The 21,188-nt window shown below is 38.9% G+C and carries 14 protein-coding genes, 1 pseudogene and 1 CRISPR repeat array; of the genes and pseudogenes, 14 read left to right on the top strand and 1 reads right to left on the bottom strand.

Translation table 11 applies throughout. The features are described from left to right. Window positions 1–50 precede the first annotated feature (50 nt). The 5 genes from FCJ93_RS03625 (at window position 51) to rlmD (ending at window position 7,475) form a co-directional block, all read left to right on the top strand. Window positions 51–1,595, top strand: a complete 1,545-nt coding sequence (locus FCJ93_RS03625) for a fumarate hydratase (protein WP_137742952.1) — start codon at window positions 51–53, stop codon at window positions 1,593–1,595. A 160-nt stretch (window positions 1,596–1,755) separates the two neighbouring features. Then, window positions 1,756–2,298, top strand: coding sequence for a CueP family metal-binding protein (locus FCJ93_RS03620; protein ID WP_137742951.1), 543 nt, complete (start codon window positions 1,756–1,758; stop codon window positions 2,296–2,298). A gap of 60 nt (window positions 2,299–2,358) precedes the next feature. After that, window positions 2,359–3,716: a CRISPR direct-repeat array (repeat unit 32 nt; unit sequence ATTTCAATCCACACACTCATATAGAGTGTGAC). Window positions 3,717–4,315: 599 nt separating this feature from the next. Next, on the top strand, window positions 4,316–5,116 hold the full coding sequence (gene pdaA, locus FCJ93_RS03615; protein WP_137742950.1) for a delta-lactam-biosynthetic de-N-acetylase: 801 nt from the start codon (window positions 4,316–4,318) through the stop codon (window positions 5,114–5,116). Between the two features lie 91 nt (window positions 5,117–5,207). Beyond that, window positions 5,208–6,056: a DNA-3-methyladenine glycosylase family protein gene (locus FCJ93_RS03610; RefSeq protein WP_137742949.1), complete on the top strand. Its 849-nt coding sequence runs from the start codon at window positions 5,208–5,210 to the stop codon at window positions 6,054–6,056. A gap of 33 nt (window positions 6,057–6,089) precedes the next feature. After that, a complete protein-coding gene (rlmD, locus tag FCJ93_RS03605; protein WP_137742948.1) occupies window positions 6,090–7,475 on the top strand; it encodes a 23S rRNA (uracil(1939)-C(5))-methyltransferase RlmD in 1,386 nt (461 codons plus the stop codon). A 321-nt stretch (window positions 7,476–7,796) separates the two neighbouring features. On the opposite strand, the gene FCJ93_RS03600 is transcribed toward rlmD, so the two are convergent. Continuing rightward, a complete protein-coding gene (locus FCJ93_RS03600; protein ID WP_095309784.1) occupies window positions 7,797–8,552 on the bottom strand; it encodes an SDR family NAD(P)-dependent oxidoreductase in 756 nt (251 codons plus the stop codon). A 214-nt stretch (window positions 8,553–8,766) separates the two neighbouring features. Between FCJ93_RS03600 and FCJ93_RS03595 the strand changes: the two genes are divergently transcribed. The 9 genes and pseudogenes from FCJ93_RS03595 (at window position 8,767) to mmsB (ending at window position 21,004) form a co-directional block, all read left to right on the top strand. Then, the gene (locus FCJ93_RS03595; RefSeq protein WP_137742947.1) at window positions 8,767–9,654 is read left to right on the top strand and encodes an AraC family transcriptional regulator; all 888 of its coding nucleotides are present in this window, start codon (window positions 8,767–8,769) and stop codon (window positions 9,652–9,654) included. 1,088 nt (window positions 9,655–10,742) lie between these two features. Next, a pseudogene (locus FCJ93_RS03580) lies at window positions 10,743–11,278 on the top strand (GNAT family N-acetyltransferase). 400 nt (window positions 11,279–11,678) lie between these two features. After that, on the top strand, window positions 11,679–12,770 hold the full coding sequence (locus FCJ93_RS03575; RefSeq protein WP_095309779.1) for a GntR family transcriptional regulator: 1,092 nt from the start codon (window positions 11,679–11,681) through the stop codon (window positions 12,768–12,770). A gap of 161 nt (window positions 12,771–12,931) precedes the next feature. Next, window positions 12,932–13,630 (top strand): L-ribulose-5-phosphate 4-epimerase, encoded by a 699-nt coding sequence (gene araD, locus FCJ93_RS03570; protein WP_137742946.1) that lies wholly within the window; start codon window positions 12,932–12,934, stop codon window positions 13,628–13,630. 21 nt (window positions 13,631–13,651) lie between these two features. Further along, on the top strand, window positions 13,652–15,346 hold the full coding sequence (locus tag FCJ93_RS03565) for a ribulokinase (protein ID WP_095309775.1): 1,695 nt from the start codon (window positions 13,652–13,654) through the stop codon (window positions 15,344–15,346). A gap of 17 nt (window positions 15,347–15,363) precedes the next feature. Continuing rightward, a complete protein-coding gene (araA, locus tag FCJ93_RS03560) occupies window positions 15,364–16,854 on the top strand; it encodes an L-arabinose isomerase (RefSeq protein ID WP_095309773.1) in 1,491 nt (496 codons plus the stop codon). A gap of 233 nt (window positions 16,855–17,087) precedes the next feature. Next, the gene (chvE, locus tag FCJ93_RS03555; protein ID WP_137742945.1) at window positions 17,088–18,170 is read left to right on the top strand and encodes a multiple monosaccharide ABC transporter substrate-binding protein; all 1,083 of its coding nucleotides are present in this window, start codon (window positions 17,088–17,090) and stop codon (window positions 18,168–18,170) included. Between the two features lie 85 nt (window positions 18,171–18,255). Continuing rightward, window positions 18,256–19,818 carry a multiple monosaccharide ABC transporter ATP-binding protein gene (gene mmsA / locus FCJ93_RS03550; RefSeq protein WP_137742944.1) on the top strand — a complete coding sequence of 521 codons (1,563 nt, stop codon included), beginning with the start codon at window positions 18,256–18,258 and terminating at the stop codon, window positions 19,816–19,818. After that, entirely contained in the window at window positions 19,796–21,004 is a 1,209-nt protein-coding gene (gene mmsB, locus FCJ93_RS03545; protein WP_095309809.1) for a multiple monosaccharide ABC transporter permease, read from the top strand. The genes mmsA and mmsB overlap by 23 nt, the downstream gene beginning before the upstream one ends. Window positions 21,005–21,188: the final 184 nt, after the last annotated feature.

Raw genomic sequence — 21,188 nt, 5'->3', positions numbered from 1 at the left:
ACGCTTCATTGAACAAAGAGGTTTTCAAAAGGGAAAGAGGGGGATCACGGATGAATATTGAAAAGTTTCAAGCAAGCATGTATGAGCTAATTGTTGAAACTTCAACGAATTTACCTAAGGATGTTCGCCGCGCAGTTAAAGCCGCGAAGGAAATGGAGAGTGCAGGAACTCGAGCGGCGATGAGTTTAGCCACGATTACCAATAATATTAAGATGGCTGATGATAATGTATCACCGATTTGCCAAGATACAGGCCTTCCAACTTTCAAAATTAAAACACCTGTTGGGGTCAATCAAATTGAGTTGAAAAAAGCTATTCATAATGCAATTGCAAAAGCGACAAAAGATGGGAAGCTTCGTCCAAACTCTGTAGATTCTCTAACGGGGGAAAATAGCGGCGATAATCTCGGAATTGGCCTTCCAGTTGTGAAATTCGAGCAATGGGAAAAGGATTATATTGATGTCCGCCTTATTTTAAAAGGAGGGGGCTGTGAAAATAAAAATATTCAATATAGCTTGCCGTGTGAGCTTGAAGGGCTAGGTCGGGCTGGCCGCGATCTGGACGGAATTCGAAAATGTATTTTGCATTCAGTCTATCAAGCACAAGGTCAAGGCTGCAGTGCAGGCTTTATTGGCGTTGGAATTGGTGGAGATCGCTCTTCAGGCTATGACCTTGCAAAGGAACAGTTATTCCGCTCCAATGATGATGTAAATCCACATGATGATTTGCGGAAATTAGAAGAGTATATTATGGAAAATGCTAACGAATTAGGCATTGGAACGATGGGCTTCGGTGGGGAAACAACGTTGCTTGGATGTAAAATCGGCGTGATGAACCGTATTCCTGCCAGCTTTTTCGTTTCTGTCGCTTATAATTGTTGGGCATTCCGTCGCCTAGGAGTAACCGTGAATGCGGAAACTGGTGAAATCAACGAATGGCTCTACCAAGAAGGGGACAAGATTGATTTTGCACAAGAGGCAGAAAAGGAAGCCGCTACCGCAACTGAAACTGATACAAAAGTCGTTACTTTACAGGCACCGATAACGGAAGAACAAATTCGTGAATTAAAAGTTGGTGATGTTGTTCGTATTGACGGCAGGATGTTCACGGGACGTGATGCTATCCATAAATACTTATCCGAAAATGATGCACCTGTTGATTTAAATGGGCAAATTATTTATCATTGCGGTCCAGTAATGCTTAAGGATGAAGATGGGAAATGGCATGTGAAGGCGGCTGGTCCGACGACAAGTATTCGTGAAGAGCCTTATCAGGGGGACATCATGAAGAAATTTGGCATCCGTGCTGTTATTGGTAAGGGTGGAATGGGACCGAAGACGTTGGCGGCGCTTCAAGAACATGGTGGGGTTTACTTGAATGCGATTGGTGGAGCTGCCCAGTATTATGCAGATTGTATTAAGTCTGTTGACGGTGTTGATTTAATGCAATTTGGGATTCCAGAAGCGATGTGGCATTTAACTGTTGAAGGCTTTACAGCAGTTGTTACAATGGATGCCCATGGAAATAGTCTCCATCAGGATGTTGATAAATCTTCTTTGGAAAAACTGGCACAGTTTAAAGAGAGAGTATTTTAATATGAGGGAAAATGAAGACCTAACAGAAATCAAGGGTCTTCATTTTTTTGCCTTAAATTTGTTGAAGATATTGTGTCAAGTCATGGAAAACAATTTTCAAACGATGGAGAGATAGTATAATACGATAATAAGGGAATTTGAAGTGAGAGGTGACAGCAGTATGAAATTAAAAATTCTATCTCTTATGTTGTTTGCCACCATGTTGTTAGTAGCTTGCAGTTCTGAAGATAATGGAGCTGATGCAGTACCTTCTAGCAATAACGATTCGGTAGACATCAAAAAATTGGTCAGTGAGTACAGTACTGGAAGTGTTGAAGGTGAAACAGCCTCGATTACTGCTACACAATTAATTGTTACGAATGAAGAAAATGAGGAAGAGACAGTGTATGAGCTGCCGGAAGAGGAATTTTTTGTATCAATCGCTCCATACATCAATGAAACGCATCCTTGTACAAATCATAGCTTGACAGGTTGTCAAGGAGAGCTGGTCGAAAAAGAATTTGATGTCTATATTGAAGACGAAGATGGAAAAGTGATGGTAGATGAAAAAATAACGTCCCTTCCAAATGGATTTTTTGATTTATGGCTTCCACGGGAAAAAACGTACACTGTTACGATTTCTTACGATGGCAAGACAGTCGAATCCGAGCTATCCACTTTTGAGAATGATGGGACTTGTATAACCACCATGCAATTAAATTAAAAAGATAAGCGGGGTATCCAATGTTTTTTGGACACCCGCTTATCTTTTTTTGCAGGAAGAATTTCAATCTACACACTCATATAGAGTGTGACTACCTCAATATAACTTATACCTGGTATCTAATTAATTTCAATCCACACACTCATATAGAGTGTGACAATGGAATTGACCAAAAAGCTTAGGGAAAAGGGAATTTCAATCCACACACTCATATAGAGTGTGACTAGGTACTCGGCAAAGACAGGAAAGCTTATAAAGATTTCAATCCACACACTCATATAGAGTGTGACGAGTTATGATGTTTCATTATTTAAAGTTCCAACGATTTCAATCCACACACTCATATAGAGTGTGACTAAAGCAGATGATGCTGTGCAAGCTGTTCAAATAATTTCAATCCACACACTCATATAGAGTGTGACATTAGACTTTTTAGATAATCTGTTAGAGTTTATAATTTCAATCCACACACTCATATAGAGTGTGACTATACTGACAGGGACCCCCTTTTTATTACGTTCCATTTCAATCCACACACTCATATAGAGTGTGACGATGTTTGTCCGATAAATATTTTTTCGGCAACCATTTCAATCCACACACTCATATAGAGTGTGACGAACATCGCGTGCCGTACCTCGTAGTTGCCATTGATATTTCAATCCACACACTCATATAGAGTGTGACATAAGGACGTGATGAACTACTCGCACAAGTTCGGCATTTCAATCCACACACTCATATAGAGTGTGACGGCGATTCATGCGGTCATTAAGAAGTTCGAAAATTTCAATCCACACACTCATATAGAGTGTGACGAGAATATGAGCCAAAAACTTATTATGGAAAGTTATTTCAATCCACACACTCATATAGAGTGTGACTAAAGCATTGGATAAGTCTATAAGATCAATGTCTATTTCAATCCACACACTCATATAGAGTGTGACCATGCTTAATCAATTCAGATAGTCTTCTAGTTCAAATTTCAATCCACACACTCATATAGAGTGTGACAGACAGGCATAAATTTTGGTGTAACTTTGACATAATTTCAATCCACACACTCATATAGAGTGTGACGTCACGGCTCCGGACGACGTGCGCAGGCAGCGGGCGATTTCAATCCACACACTCATATAGAGTGTGACGTTAAACGTAGGACAAGCGAGCGAAAGTAAAACCATTTCAATCCACACACTCATATAGAGTGTGACGAAGGCTCGTACTCTTCTGATTTCCAATCATTGATATTTCAATCCACACACTCATATAGAGTGTGACACATCCAACAAAGCACACCTTTATCAACCGTAATTATTTCAATCCACACACTCATATAGAGTGTGACCGTAGAACTGATTTCTGTTACTACGGCGTCCGTATATTTCAATCCACACACTCATATAGAGTGTGACAGCGATTTTTAAACAAAAAAAGTAAAATTACACTTATCGTCGTATGGAAAATGCTATTTTTGTGGTTATATAGGTAAAAAATGGAATAAAACCATGCGGTTAAAAGAAATAGCTGCTATTTTCAAGGTGCGAATCTCCTAGGAAAATCATGTGCGCTTCACATTCGCACTGAATAATTACCGTTTAAATTATAGGTGTTTTAATTAAAAATTTTTATGTAACTGTTATTAATAAAGAAATTAGGATTGAGAATACCAAATGCTAAACTCGTCTCAAAAGCTAAATATATAATATTTTTTCCATTATATCAGATAATTTAAAAGTTTTCAGGTAGCGGTTATATTATAAGTAAGGAATTGAATCTACACTAGAATATGCCGAGTTTTTGAGCAGACGAGATTCTGTTTAGATTACCTTCGAATAGCAGAGGCATTCTCTATTCCACTTTCGTTTGTTATAATTGCAACCTTAACTTTGCTTGCTCGCATTTAGAATTCATGAAGTATTGCAGCTTTCTTAATTTGCTAATATCTGTAAATCATTTTTCGTGCTCTTCTAACAAAAAATAAAGAAAAAGTGTTAGGAGGCAGAAGGAAAAAATGATATTAAAAAGAGGTCGTTATATAGGATTACTTATACTGTTATTTTTTATTGCCACATCTGCTTATGCTAGTACTAGCAATACCCCCATTCATTGGGGCTTTAAAAAAGGGAAAAATGAGCAACCTGCGGAAGCTGGGCAAGAATTGGATGCGCTATTAGATAAGTATGATGCTTTTTATAAAGGGGACTCAGCTGAGAAGGATATATACTTAACTTTTGATAACGGCTATGAAAATGGCTATACAGCGAAATTTTTGGATGTGCTGAAAAGTGAAAAGGTGCCAGGAGCCTTTTTTGTCACTGGGCATTATTTAGAAACCCAGCCTGAGTTAGTAAAAAGAATGGCGAAAGAAGGTCATATTATCGGCAACCACTCCTATTATCATCCGGACTTAACAAAGGTGGATAACGAGCGTTTAAAGAGAGAACTCGAGATGGTTCGCGCTAAAACGGAAGAACTTACTGGGGTGAAAAATATGGTCTACCTTCGTCCCCCACGAGGAATTTTGAGTGAAAGAACATTAAAACTAGCGAAGGAACAAGGCTATACCCATGTGATGTGGTCCGTTGCCTTTGTAGACTGGAAGGTTGACCAACAAAAAGGAGCCAGATATGCTTATGACAATATTATGAGACAAATTCATCCAGGGGCCATTATCCTCCTTCATACAGTGTCAAAGGATAATGCTGATGCTTTGGAACAAGCTATTCAGGATTTAAAAAAGAAGGGTTACACCTTTAAAAGCTTAGACGATCTCAGAAAAAGAAAATTGATTAAAGAGCCGATGCTGTTTTAAAACATGTCAAAGCTCCTGTTGCGAGGGAGCTTTTTCGTATTTACCTGCAAAAAATGCTATAATACGAGCAAATTATGTAGGTGGGATAACAATGCGTATTTTAGGTCCGTATAATTTTGATTCAGTGCTAGACAGACTTTCTCTTGATCCTCTTCATGTGATAGACAGGAATAAGAGGAGTGTTAAAGTACCACTCATAATAAAAGACCAGCCACTAGTGGCGGAAGTGACAGCAATAGGTACAACAGATGAGCCCGAGTTTAGGGTCGATGAGGAAAATAACGAAATAATCGAGAAATTGACTCATATTTTCCAATGGAAGCAGTCACTTACGGAAGTTGACGACCATTTTCAAATGACTGATCTTCAACAGCTTTTTAAAGAGCATCGAGGAACGCCGCTTGTATTGGATTTTGATCCGTATAATTGTCTTTTGAAGTCTATCATCCATCAGCAATTGAATTTATCTTTCGCCCATACGCTTACGGAACGATTTGTGAAAACCTTTGGCTTTGAGGTAGGCGGAGTCTATTTTTATCCACAGCCAGAAACGGTAGCGAATTTAAACATCGTAGATTTAAGAGAACTGCAATTTAGTGGGCGCAAAGCTGAGTACGTGATTGGAATAGCTCAAGCGATTGTGGACGGAAAGTTAGATTTACAAAGTCTTTATGATAAATCTGATGAGGAAGTTATGAACGAACTAATTAAGCTCCGTGGAGTTGGGCCTTGGACTGTGCAAAACCTCTTGATATTTGGATTAGGAAGACCGAATCTTTTTCCTGCTGCTGATATTGGCCTGCAAAATGCGTTGAAGAAGCTGTATGAGCTTGATAGAAAACCAACGCTAGATGAGATTGACGTATATAAAAAGGATTGGGAGCCATATTTAAGCTTCGCTTCTTTGTACTTATGGAGAAGCATTGAAGAAGTGGGGTAATTTTGTAGAACGAATAAATGGAGATGAACAACGATGAAAAAAGAGCAAACTGTGAAAATCGAGCCTAAGCAAACCTTTCCCTTAACGATTAAGCGCCTTGGTATTAATGGGGAAGGGGTCGGTTATTTTAAGCGGCAAGTCGTTTTTGTTCCAGGTGCGTTGCCAGGTGAAGAGGTCGTTGTCGAAGCAACAAAGGTGCAGCCCAAGTTTGCTGAAGGTCGGATCAAAAAAATACGAAAGAAATCTCCTTATCGCGTGCAGCCCCCATGTCCTGTTTACGAAGAATGCGGTGGCTGTCAGCTTCAGCACTTACGCTATGATCAGCAGTTGAAGGAGAAGCGCGATATTGTGATTCAAGCACTTGAGCGACATACAAAGCTACCGGTAGCACAAATCGACATCCGAGAAACGATTGGCATGGACGATCCATGGAATTATCGTAATAAAAGCCAATTTCAAGTGGGAAGCCGTGATGGGCAAATATTAGCAGGTCTATATGGAATCAATTCCCATAAGCTTGTGAATATCCAGCAATGTGTCGTTCAGCATCCTTTGACAAATAAGGCGACTGAAGCGGTGAAACAAATTTTACAAGACTTGAAAATTCCAATATATAACGAGAGGTCAAGAAAAGGAATTGTCCGAACGATTGTTGCAAGGGTAGGGATCCAGACAGGTGAACTGCAAATTGTCTTAATTACATCACAAAAGAACCTCCCGCAACAAGATTTATTAGTCGAGAGAATTAAAAAGGCAGTACCAGAGGTCAGATCGATTGTTCAAAATGTTAATGGACAAAAAACATCGCTTATTTTTGGTGATCAATCAATCACACTTGAAGGTACAGACTTTATTCAGGAAACATTAGGGGATCTCCAATTTGAGCTATCTGCAAGAACTTTTTTTCAGTTGAATCCTGAACAAACGATTAGACTTTACAATGAGGTAAAAAACGCAGCGGGGCTAACCGGTACGGAAAAAGTAGTAGATGCCTATTGTGGTGTCGGCACAATTGGCTTATGGATTGCAGAGCAGGCGGGAGAAATCCGCGGCATGGACATTATTCGTGAATCCATTGAAGATGCGAAGAAAAATGCAGAACGTCATGGCATTAAGCATGCCAAATATGTAGTTGGAAAGGCAGAAGAGATCATGCCAAAGTGGGTCAAGCAAGGATGGAAGCCAGATGTGGTCATCGTCGACCCACCTCGAACAGGGCTTGACCAGCAACTTTTAAAAACGATTTTACAAGTAAAGCCGAAGAAAGTAGTATATGTCTCCTGCAACCCATCAACGCTAGCAAAGGATATAGCTGTACTGGCACCAAAGTATAAGGTTGAATATATGCAGCCTGTCGACATGTTTCCGCAAACGGCGCATGTCGAAACTTGCGTAATGCTATGTCGAACCGATTCCTAGAAACCCTTGATTTTACGCATTTTTATAATATATTTTTTCTTCAATGTTTATCTGCCTTTTATTATTTTGGTCAAAGAATTATGTTTAAAATAGTATATGGCGGGTGAGAACATGTCTTTAGACCATAGTATTTGTATATACAGTGAAATAGGAAAATTAAAGTCAGTTCTTCTTCATTGTCCGGGAGAGGAAGTAGAAAATATCGTTCCTCCTTATTTAAAAAGACTATTATTAAAGACGCGAGAGCCTACGAAGCTTTCACGTCTTTTTCTTTAGTCATTTTGGACAGAAATATTAGACTCCCATGTCGTCCTCGCATTCTTAAAGCAAATGTCCGCCAGACACTTCAATGTCCTGGGCTGTAACCCAGCCGAAATCATCGGACAATAGGTTCACAATGACCTTTGCAAGATCTTCGGGTTGGCCGATTCTGCCAAATACAGATTGCTCTGCCAGCGGCTGGATGAATTCAGGATGTTTATCGAATGCTCCATCGCCAAAGTTGCTGTGCGTAGGACCGGGAGAAACTGCGTTGACCCGAATTTTACGTGGTGCAAGTTCTTTGGCAATGTAGCGATTCCAAGATGAGAATGCTGCTTTTAACGAGCCGTAGACGGAGTACCCTGGAAATGCTTGGTTCTTGGCTGTACTCGTGGTATTTACGATGGCTCCAGCATCATCCATGAATCGGACGAGGTGTTGTGTTAAAAAAACGGGTCCTTTAAAGTTCGTATTAAGAATCTTGTCGAAGTACTCTTCGCTCATTTCGGCCAACATCATTGACCCACCAACACCGCCATTATTGACTAGGTAATCAAAAGTCGTTCTGTTCCAAATTTCTTTGAGGTTCCTTTTCACCTCCAGAACGAAACCTTCGAATGTTGATATTTGAGTCAGATCCAACTTTAGTGCTACGGCCCGAACTCCTTTATTTTTCTCAATTTCCTTAACGACTGCTTCTGCCCTATCCTGATAAGAATTGTAGGTGAGAATGACGCTAATTCCGCGCTTGCCAAGTTCAAGCGCAGTCGCTTTTCCAATGCCATTACTTCCACCTGTTACGATTGCAATTTTCATAGAATCCTCCTTTTTGTGTTCAATCTAGATTTTATTTTAGTCGTTTCTCTGAAATAATCTAGATTCAATAATGCCTTTTAATTGCCTAAAATCACCAACCACTCTTTGAAACATCCGTATTATCACCTGTTTTTTTTCATAAAAATAGCCTAAAAATGCCTAATAGTTACAGGGTTGTGTTGAGTAATAGGAAGTCATGTGATAGAATATGTGTATGAATAAAGTTTTGGATGAAATTATCGAGCTAATGAATAAAGCAGGTACTCGACCAATTGAAACCGGAGTACCGGGGCTAAGCATGATTAAGGGAGATATTCCAGCGCATCAACTCGCAGCGCTCTACAGTCCGATGATTGGTTTTACAGTTCAAGGAACAAAGATCCTTTCAATTGGGGAGCGTAGCACTACCCTGAAAGGTCCTTCATATCACGTGTTACCGGTACATGTTCCTGTAACCGCGAGTGTACATCCAGACCGTGATGGCCGTCCTTACATGGGCCTCGGTCTTGGGTTGAATCAGAATGTTCTTCAGAGCTTATTAAGAGATCTTCCCGAAGATCTAATACCAACTGCTTCTGAACATTTCGAAGCTTGTGAAATAGACATTGAATTTATGAAGGCATGGCTGCGCTTATTGAGATTATCGAAAACACCAAGAGATATTCCAGCTCTTGCACCAGCTTATGAACGAGAAATCCTTTACCGCGTTCTGATGGGACCGCAAGGATGGTATCTGAGGCAACTTGGCTTGCGAGAAAGTAATTTCTCTAAGATTTCTCAGACTGTAAAATGGCTCCGCGATAATTACACGAGGCCAATAGAAATCGGTGAGATGGCATCAAAATCTGGTATGGCTATAAATACCTTTCACCGGCAGTTTAAACGGGCAACGGGTTTAAGCCCTATTCAATTTCAAAAGCAATTAAGGCTTTTGGAGGCTAGAAACCTCATTGCATTTGAGGGCTATGCTGTAGCCAGTGCTGCATATCAAGTTGGCTATCGGAGTCCCTCACAGTTTAATCGAGAGTACTCCCGCTTCTTCGGTTTATCTCCAGCTCGGGACACTGAGAAACTAAGACGAATCGAAAGCGCAAGGGATTAGCTAGTCGCTTCTATCAAAGTAGGGGAATCAATAAGGAGAATAATGGTTGGGTATGTATAATGGCATAATTTGAAATATTCCCGGACTGGTCATTTGTTTTCAAAATAAATAAAGTTTAAAAAGCTATAAAGTAGGACTTTCTAAGGCGCTCATTAATAAGCAACGGAATTTTGCCCCCTTAGCGTTTATTGAATAAGTCAGGATTTAACAGGTAAAGGTTTATAAATTATAATATGGAGGAATTATACTTCATATTTCCCAGCAGGAACACCTCAGGAAGCAGGCTGGAAAAAAGTTGTTTTTCAAGGCCCAGATGGCGAATTAATTGAGTTTCGAGGATAAAGGAATGTAATAATTTTATTTAGATAAATTATCAACAGTTATTTATAATGTTCACCAGCTAAAGCTTAGTCCTCCAGAGCATCTAGATGGCAGGATAATAAGCCCAGTTTAACTTTTTACAGCAAATGTTTGAAATTAAAAACATTCTGCCAAAGCCCCGCCAGGCTCAAGCGGCATCTTTATTGACCATTCAAGGCACGTGGAGTCCATTTCACAGTTAGTTTTAAAAAATGATTGAGGGGGAGTGTACCCCTCAATCCGTGCAAACTGATAGTATTTTCGGTTCGATTTTATCAATTAACTGTGATAACGCCTCGGATGTTACTATATTGAAATGTAAAAACCCTTTAAGTTGCTCTATGATGGGAGAGATATTACTTGGTTCGTGACTTTCTGCCATCTCCTTTTTCTAACTCAAGTTGTTGTAGCTTTTCTTGAACCATATTTACAAAGTCATTATACTCCTGTTTAGATTTTTCCTCGCTAATAAACTTTTGTAAGGTGCTCCGCTTTAGTTCTTTTTGTTTCTGAACTTGTTTTTCTTTCTCTCTCCTTTCTCCATAGTAATCGTTTTATGGGTAAAAAAGTTGCGAAAATAAATATAAAACCATTGTAAACACCTAAAGAAAAGATACCTGCCTGAAGACTTGTATTTTCAGTTAGCTTTATAAAATGGGGATTTAAAGGAATTTCTATCTAAAATAACGAATTTAATATTAAAATTGATTTTGCTAGAGGAGATAAAAATGTTATTCCAAAATGGTAAGTTATTAGTTCGTAAATTAGAATTGAAGGATAACTATTTATTGGCTAAATGGCTTTCTGACCCTTTAGTTCTTGAATATTATGAAGGAAGAGACAATCCTTTTGATTTAGAAAGGTAAATAAGAAATTTTATCAGTGTAAAAACGGTGTAATCGGATGTATTGTAGAGTTTGAAAATATTGAAATTGGATATACCCAATATTATCAATTGGATAATGAGACAAGAAATTTGTATGGGTATGTAGATGTTCCTGATATTATATATGGAATTGATCAATTTATAGGAGAAATCGAATATTGGAATAGGGGTATTGGAACCCTTCTTGTTAAATCAATGGTAGAGTTTTTAGTTGAACAGAAACAAGCAGATAGAGTGGTTATGGATCCTCAAACATCGAATAAGAGAGCAATTCGATGTTATGAAAAGTGTGGTTTTGAAAGGGTCAAACTTTTGCCCAAAAATGAACTTCATGAAGGAGAATATCGAGATTGTTGGTTGATTGAGTATATAAAATAAATTTTGGCATAAATAATACGTTAAATTTGCTAGATGGGTGCACATACCTTATTAATGTTTTACTTTTATTGAATGAAATTGACTATATTGTCTTAGCAAGTGCACAGATTTTACATTTTGACAATTTTACTAGTTCAGCTACTTCGAGTGCGGTGAGTATTTTCTAGTTGTGTTCACTAACAATAAATATAAGAAAGGTTCTTAAAAATCATTCGTTTGTTTTTGTTGAAATAATCCTTTATTCATTCTCTCTTTGTTTAGAGAAAATGAATAGAGGTTGAGAAAAATCAAATTACTTCACTATCTGTACGTACAATTTTTATAAAAACGCTGATTTTTTCTATTTTTCTTGTATAATTAAGAGAAATACAAAATATGAACGTACAAGTGAGTGAAGACCATGACAATAAAGTACAAGCAGATAAAAGAAGAGATAAAATCTTGGATTCTAGAGGGAATCATTCAGCCTGATGAGAAGATCCAGTCAGAACACGAACTGGCTGAATCTTTCGGAGTCAGCCGACATACAATTAGACAGGCTCTGAGTGAACTTGTTCATGAAGAGTGGTTGTACAGACAACAAGGAAGGGGGACATTTTGTAAGAACCAAAGCAAGAGAAATCTTAAACAAATTGATCGGACCATTGGCATTATTACGACATCGATTTCCGATTATATTTTTCCATCCATCATTCGAGGAATAGAATCCTATTTAAGTGAAAAAGGGTATAACTTGATATTGGCAAGTACAAATCATGATATTAGCAGAGAGCGTAAATGTCTCGAAAATATGCTCGGAAAAAAACTTGATGGGCTCATTGTAGAACCGACGAAAAGTGCACTTTATAATCCAAATCTGAATACGTACTTAAGTATTGAAAAAAACCATATCCCCTATGTGATGATTAATGCATTTTATTCGGAGCTTCAACCAGCAAGTATTACTGTTGATGATGAGCTTGGAGGATTCAAGGCAGGAGAGCATCTTCTTCGGTTAGGTCATCGGAGAATTGGGGGAATTTTCAAGATCGATGACAAGCAGGGTGTCAATCGGATGAAAGGATTTATGAGAGCGTTGCGGGAACATAATATCTCGATTTTGCCAGGTACGATGATTACTTTTCATACTGAGGATAGGCATACGAAACCGATTCAAGAGGTACAAAAATTATTAAAAGAGGCGAATCCTCCCACAGCTTTTTTCTGTTACAATGATGAGATTGCCCTCATGATTTTAAATGTTCTCCGTGATATGCAACTGAAGGTACCTGAAGATATTTCAATTGTAGGGTTTGATGATTCTCAACTTGCGGTAGCTTCAGAGGTGAAATTCACTACCTTAACCCATCCTCAAACAGAAATGGGATTGCTTGCAGCAAAAATGATTGTAGATGCCCTTGAAGAAGGGAAAGAATTATCGGTGAATGATCAAGTGGTCTATGAACCGGAGCTAGTTATTCGGAATTCTACAAAAGATATAAATAAAAACTGACTTTTTTTTAAGAAAAGGTCAGTTTTTTTTGCTTTAACATGTACGTACATTATGAGAAAAAAATACAAATTTTAGTGATATATTCGAAAAATAGTTGTCAACTTGTACGTACATATATATAATAGGTTTATAGTTATCTTTTTCCAAAAGGAGTGAGTGCAATGCTCAAGCAATTAAAGGAAGAAGTTCTTGCAGCAAACTTAGATTTACCACGGTATCAATTGGTAGCGTTTACATGGGGGAACGTGAGTGGAGTGAACCGGGAACAAGAGCTGATGGTCATTAAGCCGAGCGGTGTACCTTACAATAAGTTAAAAGTAAATGATATGGTCGTTGTTCGTTTAAACGATGGGGAAGTGGTCGAAGGGGATTTACGACCATCATCAGATACTCCGACTCATTTAGTTTTATACCGAACTTTCTCTGAGATAGGTGGGATTGTCCACACACATTCCGCGAATGCGACTAGTTGGGCGCAGGCTGGCAAGGGAATCCCTGTGTTGGGAACGACTCATGCTGACTATTTTTATGGGGAAGTACCGTGTACAAGAGAATTGTCTGAGAAGGAAATTATTGGGAATTATGAGATTGAGACGGGTCAAGTAATTGTAGAAACGTTTAAAAATCGAGGGTTAAAGCCGTTATCTATTCCGGGGGTTCTTGTCCATGGCCATGCTCCTTTTGTTTGGGGGAAAGATGCTGACAATGCCGTTCATAACGCTGTCGTACTTGAAGAAGTAGCCAAAATAGCAACGCATACCTATCTTCTAAATAAAGATTTAAAACCAATCGATCAAAGATTACTAGATAGGCATTTTCTTAGAAAGCATGGTGTGAATGCTTATTATGGTCAAAAATAACAGATAGCAAGGGTGAAGCTAATGGAAAGAAAATATGTAATTGGCATTGACTACGGTACAGAGTCGGGGCGTGCTGTGCTGGTGGATTTATCAGATGGTACTGAGGTAGCGGAGCATGTGACTCCTTACGCCCACGGGGTTATCGACAAAAATCTTCCGGGAACTGGAGAGGAATTAGAACATGATTGGGCTCTTCAACATCCAAATGATTATATTGACGTTCTCATACGATCTGTCCCAGAAATTATGAATTTATCCGGAGTAAGTTCACAACAAATCGTCGGGATAGGCATCGATTTTACGGCATGTACAATGCTGCCGGTTGATGAAAACGGTACCCCTCTTTGTCTTTTGGAAGAGTTTGCAGGAAAACCGCACAGCTGGGTAAAGCTATGGAAACACCATGCTGCCCAAAGCGAAGCGAACCGATTAAATGAGATTGCCGGGCAGCGGGGAGAAAAGTTTCTTAAACGATACGGAGGGAAAATTTCCTCTGAGTGGATGATCGCAAAGGTCTGGCAAATTCTAAATGAAGCACCGGATATCTATAAACGGACGGATTTGTTCTTAGAGGCAACGGACTGGGTAGTTTATAAAATGACCGGAAATATCAAGAGAAATAGCTGTACAGCTGGGTATAAATCGATTTGGCACAAAAGAGAGGGCTATCCAGCGAATGATTTTTTTAAGGAATTAGATCCTCGATTAGAGTATTTAACAGAAACTAAACTTCGAGGTGAAATTGTACCGCTTGGATCAAGGGCGGGAACTTTATCAGAGGAAATGGCATTTTCTATGGGATTAATCCCTGGAATAGCTGTTGCTGTTGGAAATGTTGATGCCCATGCGGCAGTACCTGCTGTCGGAGTTGTCACTCCGGGAAAAATGGTTATGGTTATGGGTACGTCGATTTGCCATATGCTCCTTGGTGAAGAAGAAAAAGAAGTAGAGGGAATGTGCGGGGTTGTAGAAGACGGTATTATTCCTGGTTATCTAGGATATGAAGCCGGTCAATCCGCTGTAGGTGATATTTTTGCCTGGTATGTGGATCAAGGGGTTCCTGTTTATACAAAGGAAGCGGCTGAACGAGCAGGGATGAATATTCATGAATGGCTGGAGAAACAGGCAGCAACATATATGCCAGGTGAAACGGGATTACTGGCTTTAGATTGGTGGAATGGAAACCGTTCGGTTCTTGTTGATACAGATTTAACAGGCATACTTTTGGGAATGAGCTTATTAACCAAGCCGGAGGAGATCTACCGGTCTTTGCTTGAGGCAACTGCATTCGGCACACGCAAAATTGTTGACGCTTTCAATCAGCATGGCGTTCCTGTATATGAGCTCTATGCCTGCGGAGGTTTACCACAAAAAAATAGGCTTCTTATGCAAATTTATGCAGATGTCACAAATCTTGAAATAAAGGTGGCTGCCTCTCGCCAAACACCTGCCTTAGGTGCTGCAGTGTTTGCAGCAGTTGCAGCAGGCAGGGAAAATGGCGGCTATGATTCCATCGTTGATGCGGCAAACAAGATGGGCCGTGTTCGTGAAGAGTCCTTTAAGCCAATTCCTGAAAATGTGGAAATTTACGAGAAACTTTATAAAGAGTATTCGGCGTTGCACGATTACTTTGGCCGAGGAGACAATGATGTAATGAAACGCTTAAAAGCGATTAGAGAGGAAGTCGTCTACCAGAAAATGAAAGTGAAAAATTAATTGGGGGAGGCAACGTTGTGCGTGGATTAGAACAGTATGAATTTTGGTTTGTTACAGGAAGTCAGCATTTATATGGAGCAGAATCTTTATTAGAGGTTGAGGATCATGCAAAACAAATGATTGCCGGATTAAATGATTCATCTCTGTCCTTTAAAATCGTCTTTAAACCGGTTTTAACTACACCAGAGGGCATTCACAAGTTTATGTTTGAAGCAAACTCAAATCCAAATTGTGCAGGGATTATTGCTTGGATGCACACTTTTTCCCCTGCAAAAATGTGGATAGCCGGTTTAGCATCGCTACAAAAGCCAATGCTTCACCTGCATACTCAGTTTAACCAAGATATTCCGTGGAGCCAAATTGATATGGATTTCATGAATTTAAATCAATCAGCGCACGGGGATCGTGAATTTGGCTTCATGACAACTCGAATGGGAGTACCACGAAAAGTGGTGGTAGGTTATTGGAATCATTCATCTGTAAGAGACAAATTAGAGAAGTGGATGTATACTGCCGTAGCATTTGTTGAAGGGAAACAATTAAAGGTTGCTCGCTTCGGAGATAACATGCGGCAAGTAGCTGTCACAGAAGGTGATAAGGTTGAGGCGCAAATTCAATTTGGATGGTCGACCAATGGGTACGGTGTAGGGGATTTAGTTTCCATGGTTAATGATATTTCAGAATCCGCCGTTTCAGAATTGCTAGATGAATACGATGAATTATACGATATCATACCTGAAGGAAGACGGGGAGGACAGGTTAGGGATGCTATTCGTGAACAGGCAAGAATTGAACTCGGTTTAACTGCCTTTTTAGAAGAAGGAAATTTTGGAGCATTTACTACTTCCTTTGAGGATCTTCATGGACTGAAGCAGCTACCTGGCTTAGCCGTCCAGCGTTTAATGGCAAAAGGCTACGGTTTTGGCGGAGAAGGGGATTGGAAAACAGCAGCAATGACTAGAGTCTTGAAAATTATGGCGGCAGGGAAAGAAACCTCTTTTATGGAAGATTACACCTATCATTTTGAACGAGGGAATGAGCTTGTCTTAGGTTCTCACATGCTGGAAATATGTCCATCTGTTGCGGCTAATAAGCCAAGGATAGAGGTTCATCCACTAGCAATTGGCGGAAAAGAAGATCCTGCACGTCTTGTGTTTGATGGAGTTGAAGGTCCGGCAATTAACGCTTCTTTAATTGACTTAGGAAATCGCTTCCGTCTGATTATTAATGAGGTAGAAGCAGTGAAGGCGCCGAAGGAGATGCCTAAATTACCAGTTGCAAGAGTACTATGGAAGCCATATCCTTCTTTAAGTGAATCTGCAGCCGCATGGATATACGCGGGTGGTGCCCATCATACAGTATTCTCGACTCAAATTACAACGGAACAACTCGTTGATTGGGCGGAAATGGCTGGAATAGAGTATGTCATTATTAACAAAGAGACAAAGCTGGTTTCATTTAAGCAGGATTTGAAAATCCGTGATTTAGCTTTCAAACTATCAAATTAAGAAAATTTTAAATATTTAAAATTTAACTATTGCAAAAATTGGTAATAATATCCTATAATATTTGTACGTACAATTGTGTTTTGGATGTAAGGAATCCGATGTTATAACGTTGTTATTGTACGTACATCTAATTTTTCATATTAAAATGAAAGCGTATTCTAATGGTTGTTCTTGGACGTACACCTTTAATCGGGTTGTATGTATAAAAAAAGAAATGAAAGTGAGGTACTTCAATGAAAAAGGTTCTAGGATTTTTGTTGCTCTTCACTCTTGTCTTTACACTTGCTGCTTGTTCTGGTAGCAGTGAGTCAAGTGGTGGAGATGGAGACAAAGGGTTTGTAGGAATTGCCATGCCAACGAAATCATCTGAAAGATGGATAAATGATGGAAACTACATGAAAGAGGAGTTTGAAAAATTAGGCTATAAAGTGGACTTACAGTATGCAGAGGATGTCGTGGAAAATCAAGTTTCTCAAATTGAAAACATGATTACAAAAGGCGTCAATATTCTTGTTATCGCTTCCATTGACGGCGAAGCATTAACCGATGTCCTGGAGAAAGCAGCAGCGCAAGATATTAAGGTTATCGCCTACGATCGTTTAATTAAAAAATCAGAGCATGTAAGCTATTACGCAACTTTTGATAATTTTAAAGTTGGGGTTCAGCAAGGCTCTTATATCGAAGAGAAATTGGGATTAAAAGATGGGAAAGGTCCATTTAACATCGAATTGTTTGCAGGATCACCTGATGATAATAATGCATACTTCTTCTTTGATGGTGCTATGTCAATACTACAACCATATATAGATTCTGGTAAATTAGTTGTGCAAAGTGGTCAAACTGATTTTGAGCAAGTGGCTACTTTACGTTGGGATGGAGCAACAGCCCAAGCTCGAATGGATAATCTATTAAGCTCAAATTATACAACTGAAAATGTAGATGCCGTTTTATCACCATATGATGGGATTAGCATAGGTATTCTTTCGTCTTTAAAAGGTGTTGGCTATGGTTCAGCTGATAAACCAATTCCAATTGTTACTGGACAGGACGCTGAACTAGCTTCTATTAAATCAATCATTGCTGGTGAGCAGACACAAACCGTATTTAAAGATACGCGTGAATTGGCAAAAAAGGCTGTTGAAATGGCTGAAGCAGTGTTAAAAGGAGAAGAAGCGGAAGTGAATGATACTGAGACTTATGATAATGAGGTAAAAGTTGTCCCTTCTTATCTATTAGAACCAGTGTCAGTTGACATTACAAATTATGAATCAGTCTTAGTTGACAGCGGTTACTATACGGCGGACCAGCTTCAGTAATTTTTAAAGCCGATGAAATGATTTAGTGGTTGTTCCTAAAACAATCACTAAATTATTTCATACATTTTGAAGGCGAGGTGAGTGTATGTCGAAATTTATTTTAGAAATGATTGGAATTACAAAGGAATTTCCAGGGGTAAAAGCGCTTGATAATGTCAATTTACAAGTGAAAGAGGGAGAAATCCATGCTTTATGCGGGGAGAATGGAGCTGGTAAATCAACGCTTATGAAGGTGCTGAGCGGAGTATATCCGTATGGTTCCTACTCAGGGGATATTCTTTTTAAAGGAAACACTTGTCAATTCAAGGATATTAAACAAAGTGAAAAATTAGGAATTGTGATTATCCATCAAGAGCTCGCGTTAATTCCTGAGCTTTCGATTGCAGAAAATATTTTTCTTGGAAATGAACAATCGAGAAGAGGGATTATTAACTGGAATGAAACGACAGTCAAAACAAAAAAGCTATTGAAAACGGTAGGGTTAGCAGAATCGCCATCTACGTTAATAACAAATATTGGAGTTGGAAAACAGCAGTTAGTGGAAATTGCGAAGGCTCTATCAAAAGAGGTTAAGCTTCTAATACTAGATGAGCCTACTGCTGCGTTAAATGAAGATGATAGTGAAAACCTGCTTAATCTTTTATTACATTTAAAGAAGCAAGGGATTACGTCCATTATCATTTCTCATAAACTTAATGAAATTTCTAAAGTGGCGGACGCCATTACGATTCTACGTGATGGTCAAACGATTGAAACCATTGATGTAATTGATGGAGGTATATCTGAGGATCGAATCATTAAAGGAATGGTTGGACGTGATTTAACAAATCGCTATCCAGAAAGGGTATCGAATATTGGAGAAGTTATTTTTGCAGTGGAAAATTGGAATGTGTATCATCCCCTTCATAGTGAACGGAAAATTATTGATCAAGTTAATTTAACGATAAAAAAAGGAGAAGTTGTAGGGATTGCTGGTTTGATGGGTGCGGGAAGAACAGAACTGGCGATGAGTATTTTTGGTAAATCTTATGGACAAAAAATAAGCGGACGCCTATTTAAACATGGGAAAGAGCTTGATATAAAGAATATTCCAGATGCGATTAACAATGGTTTAGCCTATGTCACTGAAGATCGCAAACAATATGGCTTAATTCTTATTGATGATATTAAAACGAACATCACTTTATCCAACTTAGAAAAAATTTCGAAAACAAAAGTCGTGAATCAACATAAAGAAGTGATCGAAGCTGAAAGCTTTCGCCAAAAAATGAATATTAAAACGCCAAGTGTTTTTCAGAAAACGGGTAATTTAAGCGGAGGAAACCAGCAAAAGGTTGTCTTAAGTAAATGGATTTTCTCAGACCCGGATATCCTCATTTTGGATGAACCAACAAGAGGAATTGACGTTGGGGCAAAATACGAGATTTATACCATCATCAACCAACTGGCCAATGAAGATAAAGGGGTACTGCTGATCTCATCTGAGCTCCCGGAAATATTAGGGATGTGCGACCGAATATACGTTATGAGTGAGGGAAGAATCACAGGAGAATTATTGAAAGATGATGCCACTCAAGAAAATATCATGAAATATATGACATATGAAAGGGGGCAATACCATGAGCATGAAGCCGCAAATTCAAAATGACGTTAGTCTGGAAAATAAATCGACAACTTCCATACTTCAAGTATTGAAAAGCAATATGCGCCAATACGGGATGTTTTTTGCCCTGGTCTTAATTATCCTCTTATTCCAACTATTAACCGAAGGAATACTGCTTAAACCGTTAAATATTACGAATATTATTTTGCAGAACAGTTATATTTTAGTGTTAGCTATTGGAATGGTACTTGTTATTATTACAGGACATATTGATTTATCGGTAGGGTCAATTGCTGCATTTGTAGGAGCGATATCAGGTATCTTGATTATTAACCATAACATCCCAACCATTTTGGCGATACTTATTTGTTTAATCATTGGTGCAGTGATTGGTGCATGGCAAGGCTTTTGGATAGCGTATGTGAAAATCCCAGCCTTCATTGTTACCTTAGCAGGCATGCTTTTGTTTAGAGGAGCAACGATGCTTGTCTTAGATGGCCAATCGATTGCCCCTTATCCAAAATCCTTCCAGGGCATAAGCTCAGGATTTATTCCTGATCCTATAGGAAACGGTGGGCTACATATTTTAACAATTTTACTCGGGCTTGTTTTTTCTATTATTTATATTCTAATGGAACAAAGAAACAGAAAAAACCAACTTCGTTATGACTTTGAGGTTTCCTCCAATGGCCTATACATTGGAAAATTGGTAGGTATTGTCGCTCTCATTAATATATTCACGTACGTATTAGCGACATATGAAGGAATTCCAACGATTTTAATCATCCTATTTACATTAATTCTTTTATACACTTTTGTAATGAAGAAGACAGTCATGGGCAGACATGTTTATGCGATAGGAGGAAATGAAAAAGCTGCGAGTCTTACAGGGGTAAAAACAAAGAAAGTCACCTTCCTGGTGTTTGTCAATATGGGAGTATTGTCAGCTCTCTCGGGGATAATCTTTGCAGCGCGGCTAAATGCAGCAACTCCTAAAGCCGGTAACCTTTTCGAACTGGATGCAATTGCTGCATGTTTTATCGGTGGGGCAAGCGCATACGGTGGGATCGGAACGGTCGGCGGAGCGATTGTCGGTGGTCTTGTTATGGGAGTTATGAATAACGGTATGTCACTCATGGGGCTCGGTATTGATTGGCAGCAAGGAATTAAAGGGCTTGTTCTGTTATTAGCGGTTGCATTTGATATATATAATAAGAATAAGGCTTCTTAAAAAATGGAGAAAATAACTATTATTTTGTGCAAGACTAGTTCATAGATATAGACAAATATTTTGTATGCATTAAATCGAGAAATAGAATTTGGAGGGAAGATCGAAGCTTTATTGTCCAAATGTATTTTTTTGTAAAATTTTTCTATATGAAATATCCTTTATTAATGGGTTTTTAGGGGTTGCC

The organism is Robertmurraya siralis (genome assembly GCF_005502275.1).
Classification (GTDB): domain Bacteria; phylum Bacillota; class Bacilli; order Bacillales; family Cytobacillaceae; genus Robertmurraya; species Robertmurraya siralis.
Note: the sequence above shows the minus strand (reverse complement) of the source record. Positions and strands in the feature narration are given on the sequence as shown.

Excerpts from the sequence above, each read along its gene's own strand:
- FCJ93_RS03625 (WP_137742952.1), top strand. The coding sequence starts at position 51 with ATGAATATTGAAAAGTTTCAAGCAAGCATGTATGAGCTAATTGTTGAA.
- FCJ93_RS03595 (WP_137742947.1), top strand. The coding sequence starts at position 8,767 with ATGAATAAAGTTTTGGATGAAATTATCGAGCTAATGAATAAAGCAGGT.
- chvE (WP_137742945.1), top strand. The coding sequence starts at position 17,088 with ATGAAAAAGGTTCTAGGATTTTTGTTGCTCTTCACTCTTGTCTTTACA.
- mmsB (WP_095309809.1), top strand. The coding sequence starts at position 19,796 with ATGAAGCCGCAAATTCAAAATGACGTTAGTCTGGAAAATAAATCGACA.
- FCJ93_RS03565 (WP_095309775.1), top strand. The coding sequence starts at position 13,652 with ATGGAAAGAAAATATGTAATTGGCATTGACTACGGTACAGAGTCGGGG.
- FCJ93_RS03610 (WP_137742949.1), top strand. The coding sequence starts at position 5,208 with ATGCGTATTTTAGGTCCGTATAATTTTGATTCAGTGCTAGACAGACTT.
- mmsA (WP_137742944.1), top strand. The coding sequence starts at position 18,256 with ATGTCGAAATTTATTTTAGAAATGATTGGAATTACAAAGGAATTTCCA.
- FCJ93_RS03600 (WP_095309784.1), bottom strand. The coding sequence starts at position 8,552 with ATGAAAATTGCAATCGTAACAGGTGGAAGTAATGGCATTGGAAAAGCG.
- FCJ93_RS03575 (WP_095309779.1), top strand. The coding sequence starts at position 11,679 with ATGACAATAAAGTACAAGCAGATAAAAGAAGAGATAAAATCTTGGATT.
- araD (WP_137742946.1), top strand. The coding sequence starts at position 12,932 with ATGCTCAAGCAATTAAAGGAAGAAGTTCTTGCAGCAAACTTAGATTTA.
- FCJ93_RS03620 (WP_137742951.1), top strand. The coding sequence starts at position 1,756 with ATGAAATTAAAAATTCTATCTCTTATGTTGTTTGCCACCATGTTGTTA.
- rlmD (WP_137742948.1), top strand. The coding sequence starts at position 6,090 with ATGAAAAAAGAGCAAACTGTGAAAATCGAGCCTAAGCAAACCTTTCCC.
- pdaA (WP_137742950.1), top strand. The coding sequence starts at position 4,316 with ATGATATTAAAAAGAGGTCGTTATATAGGATTACTTATACTGTTATTT.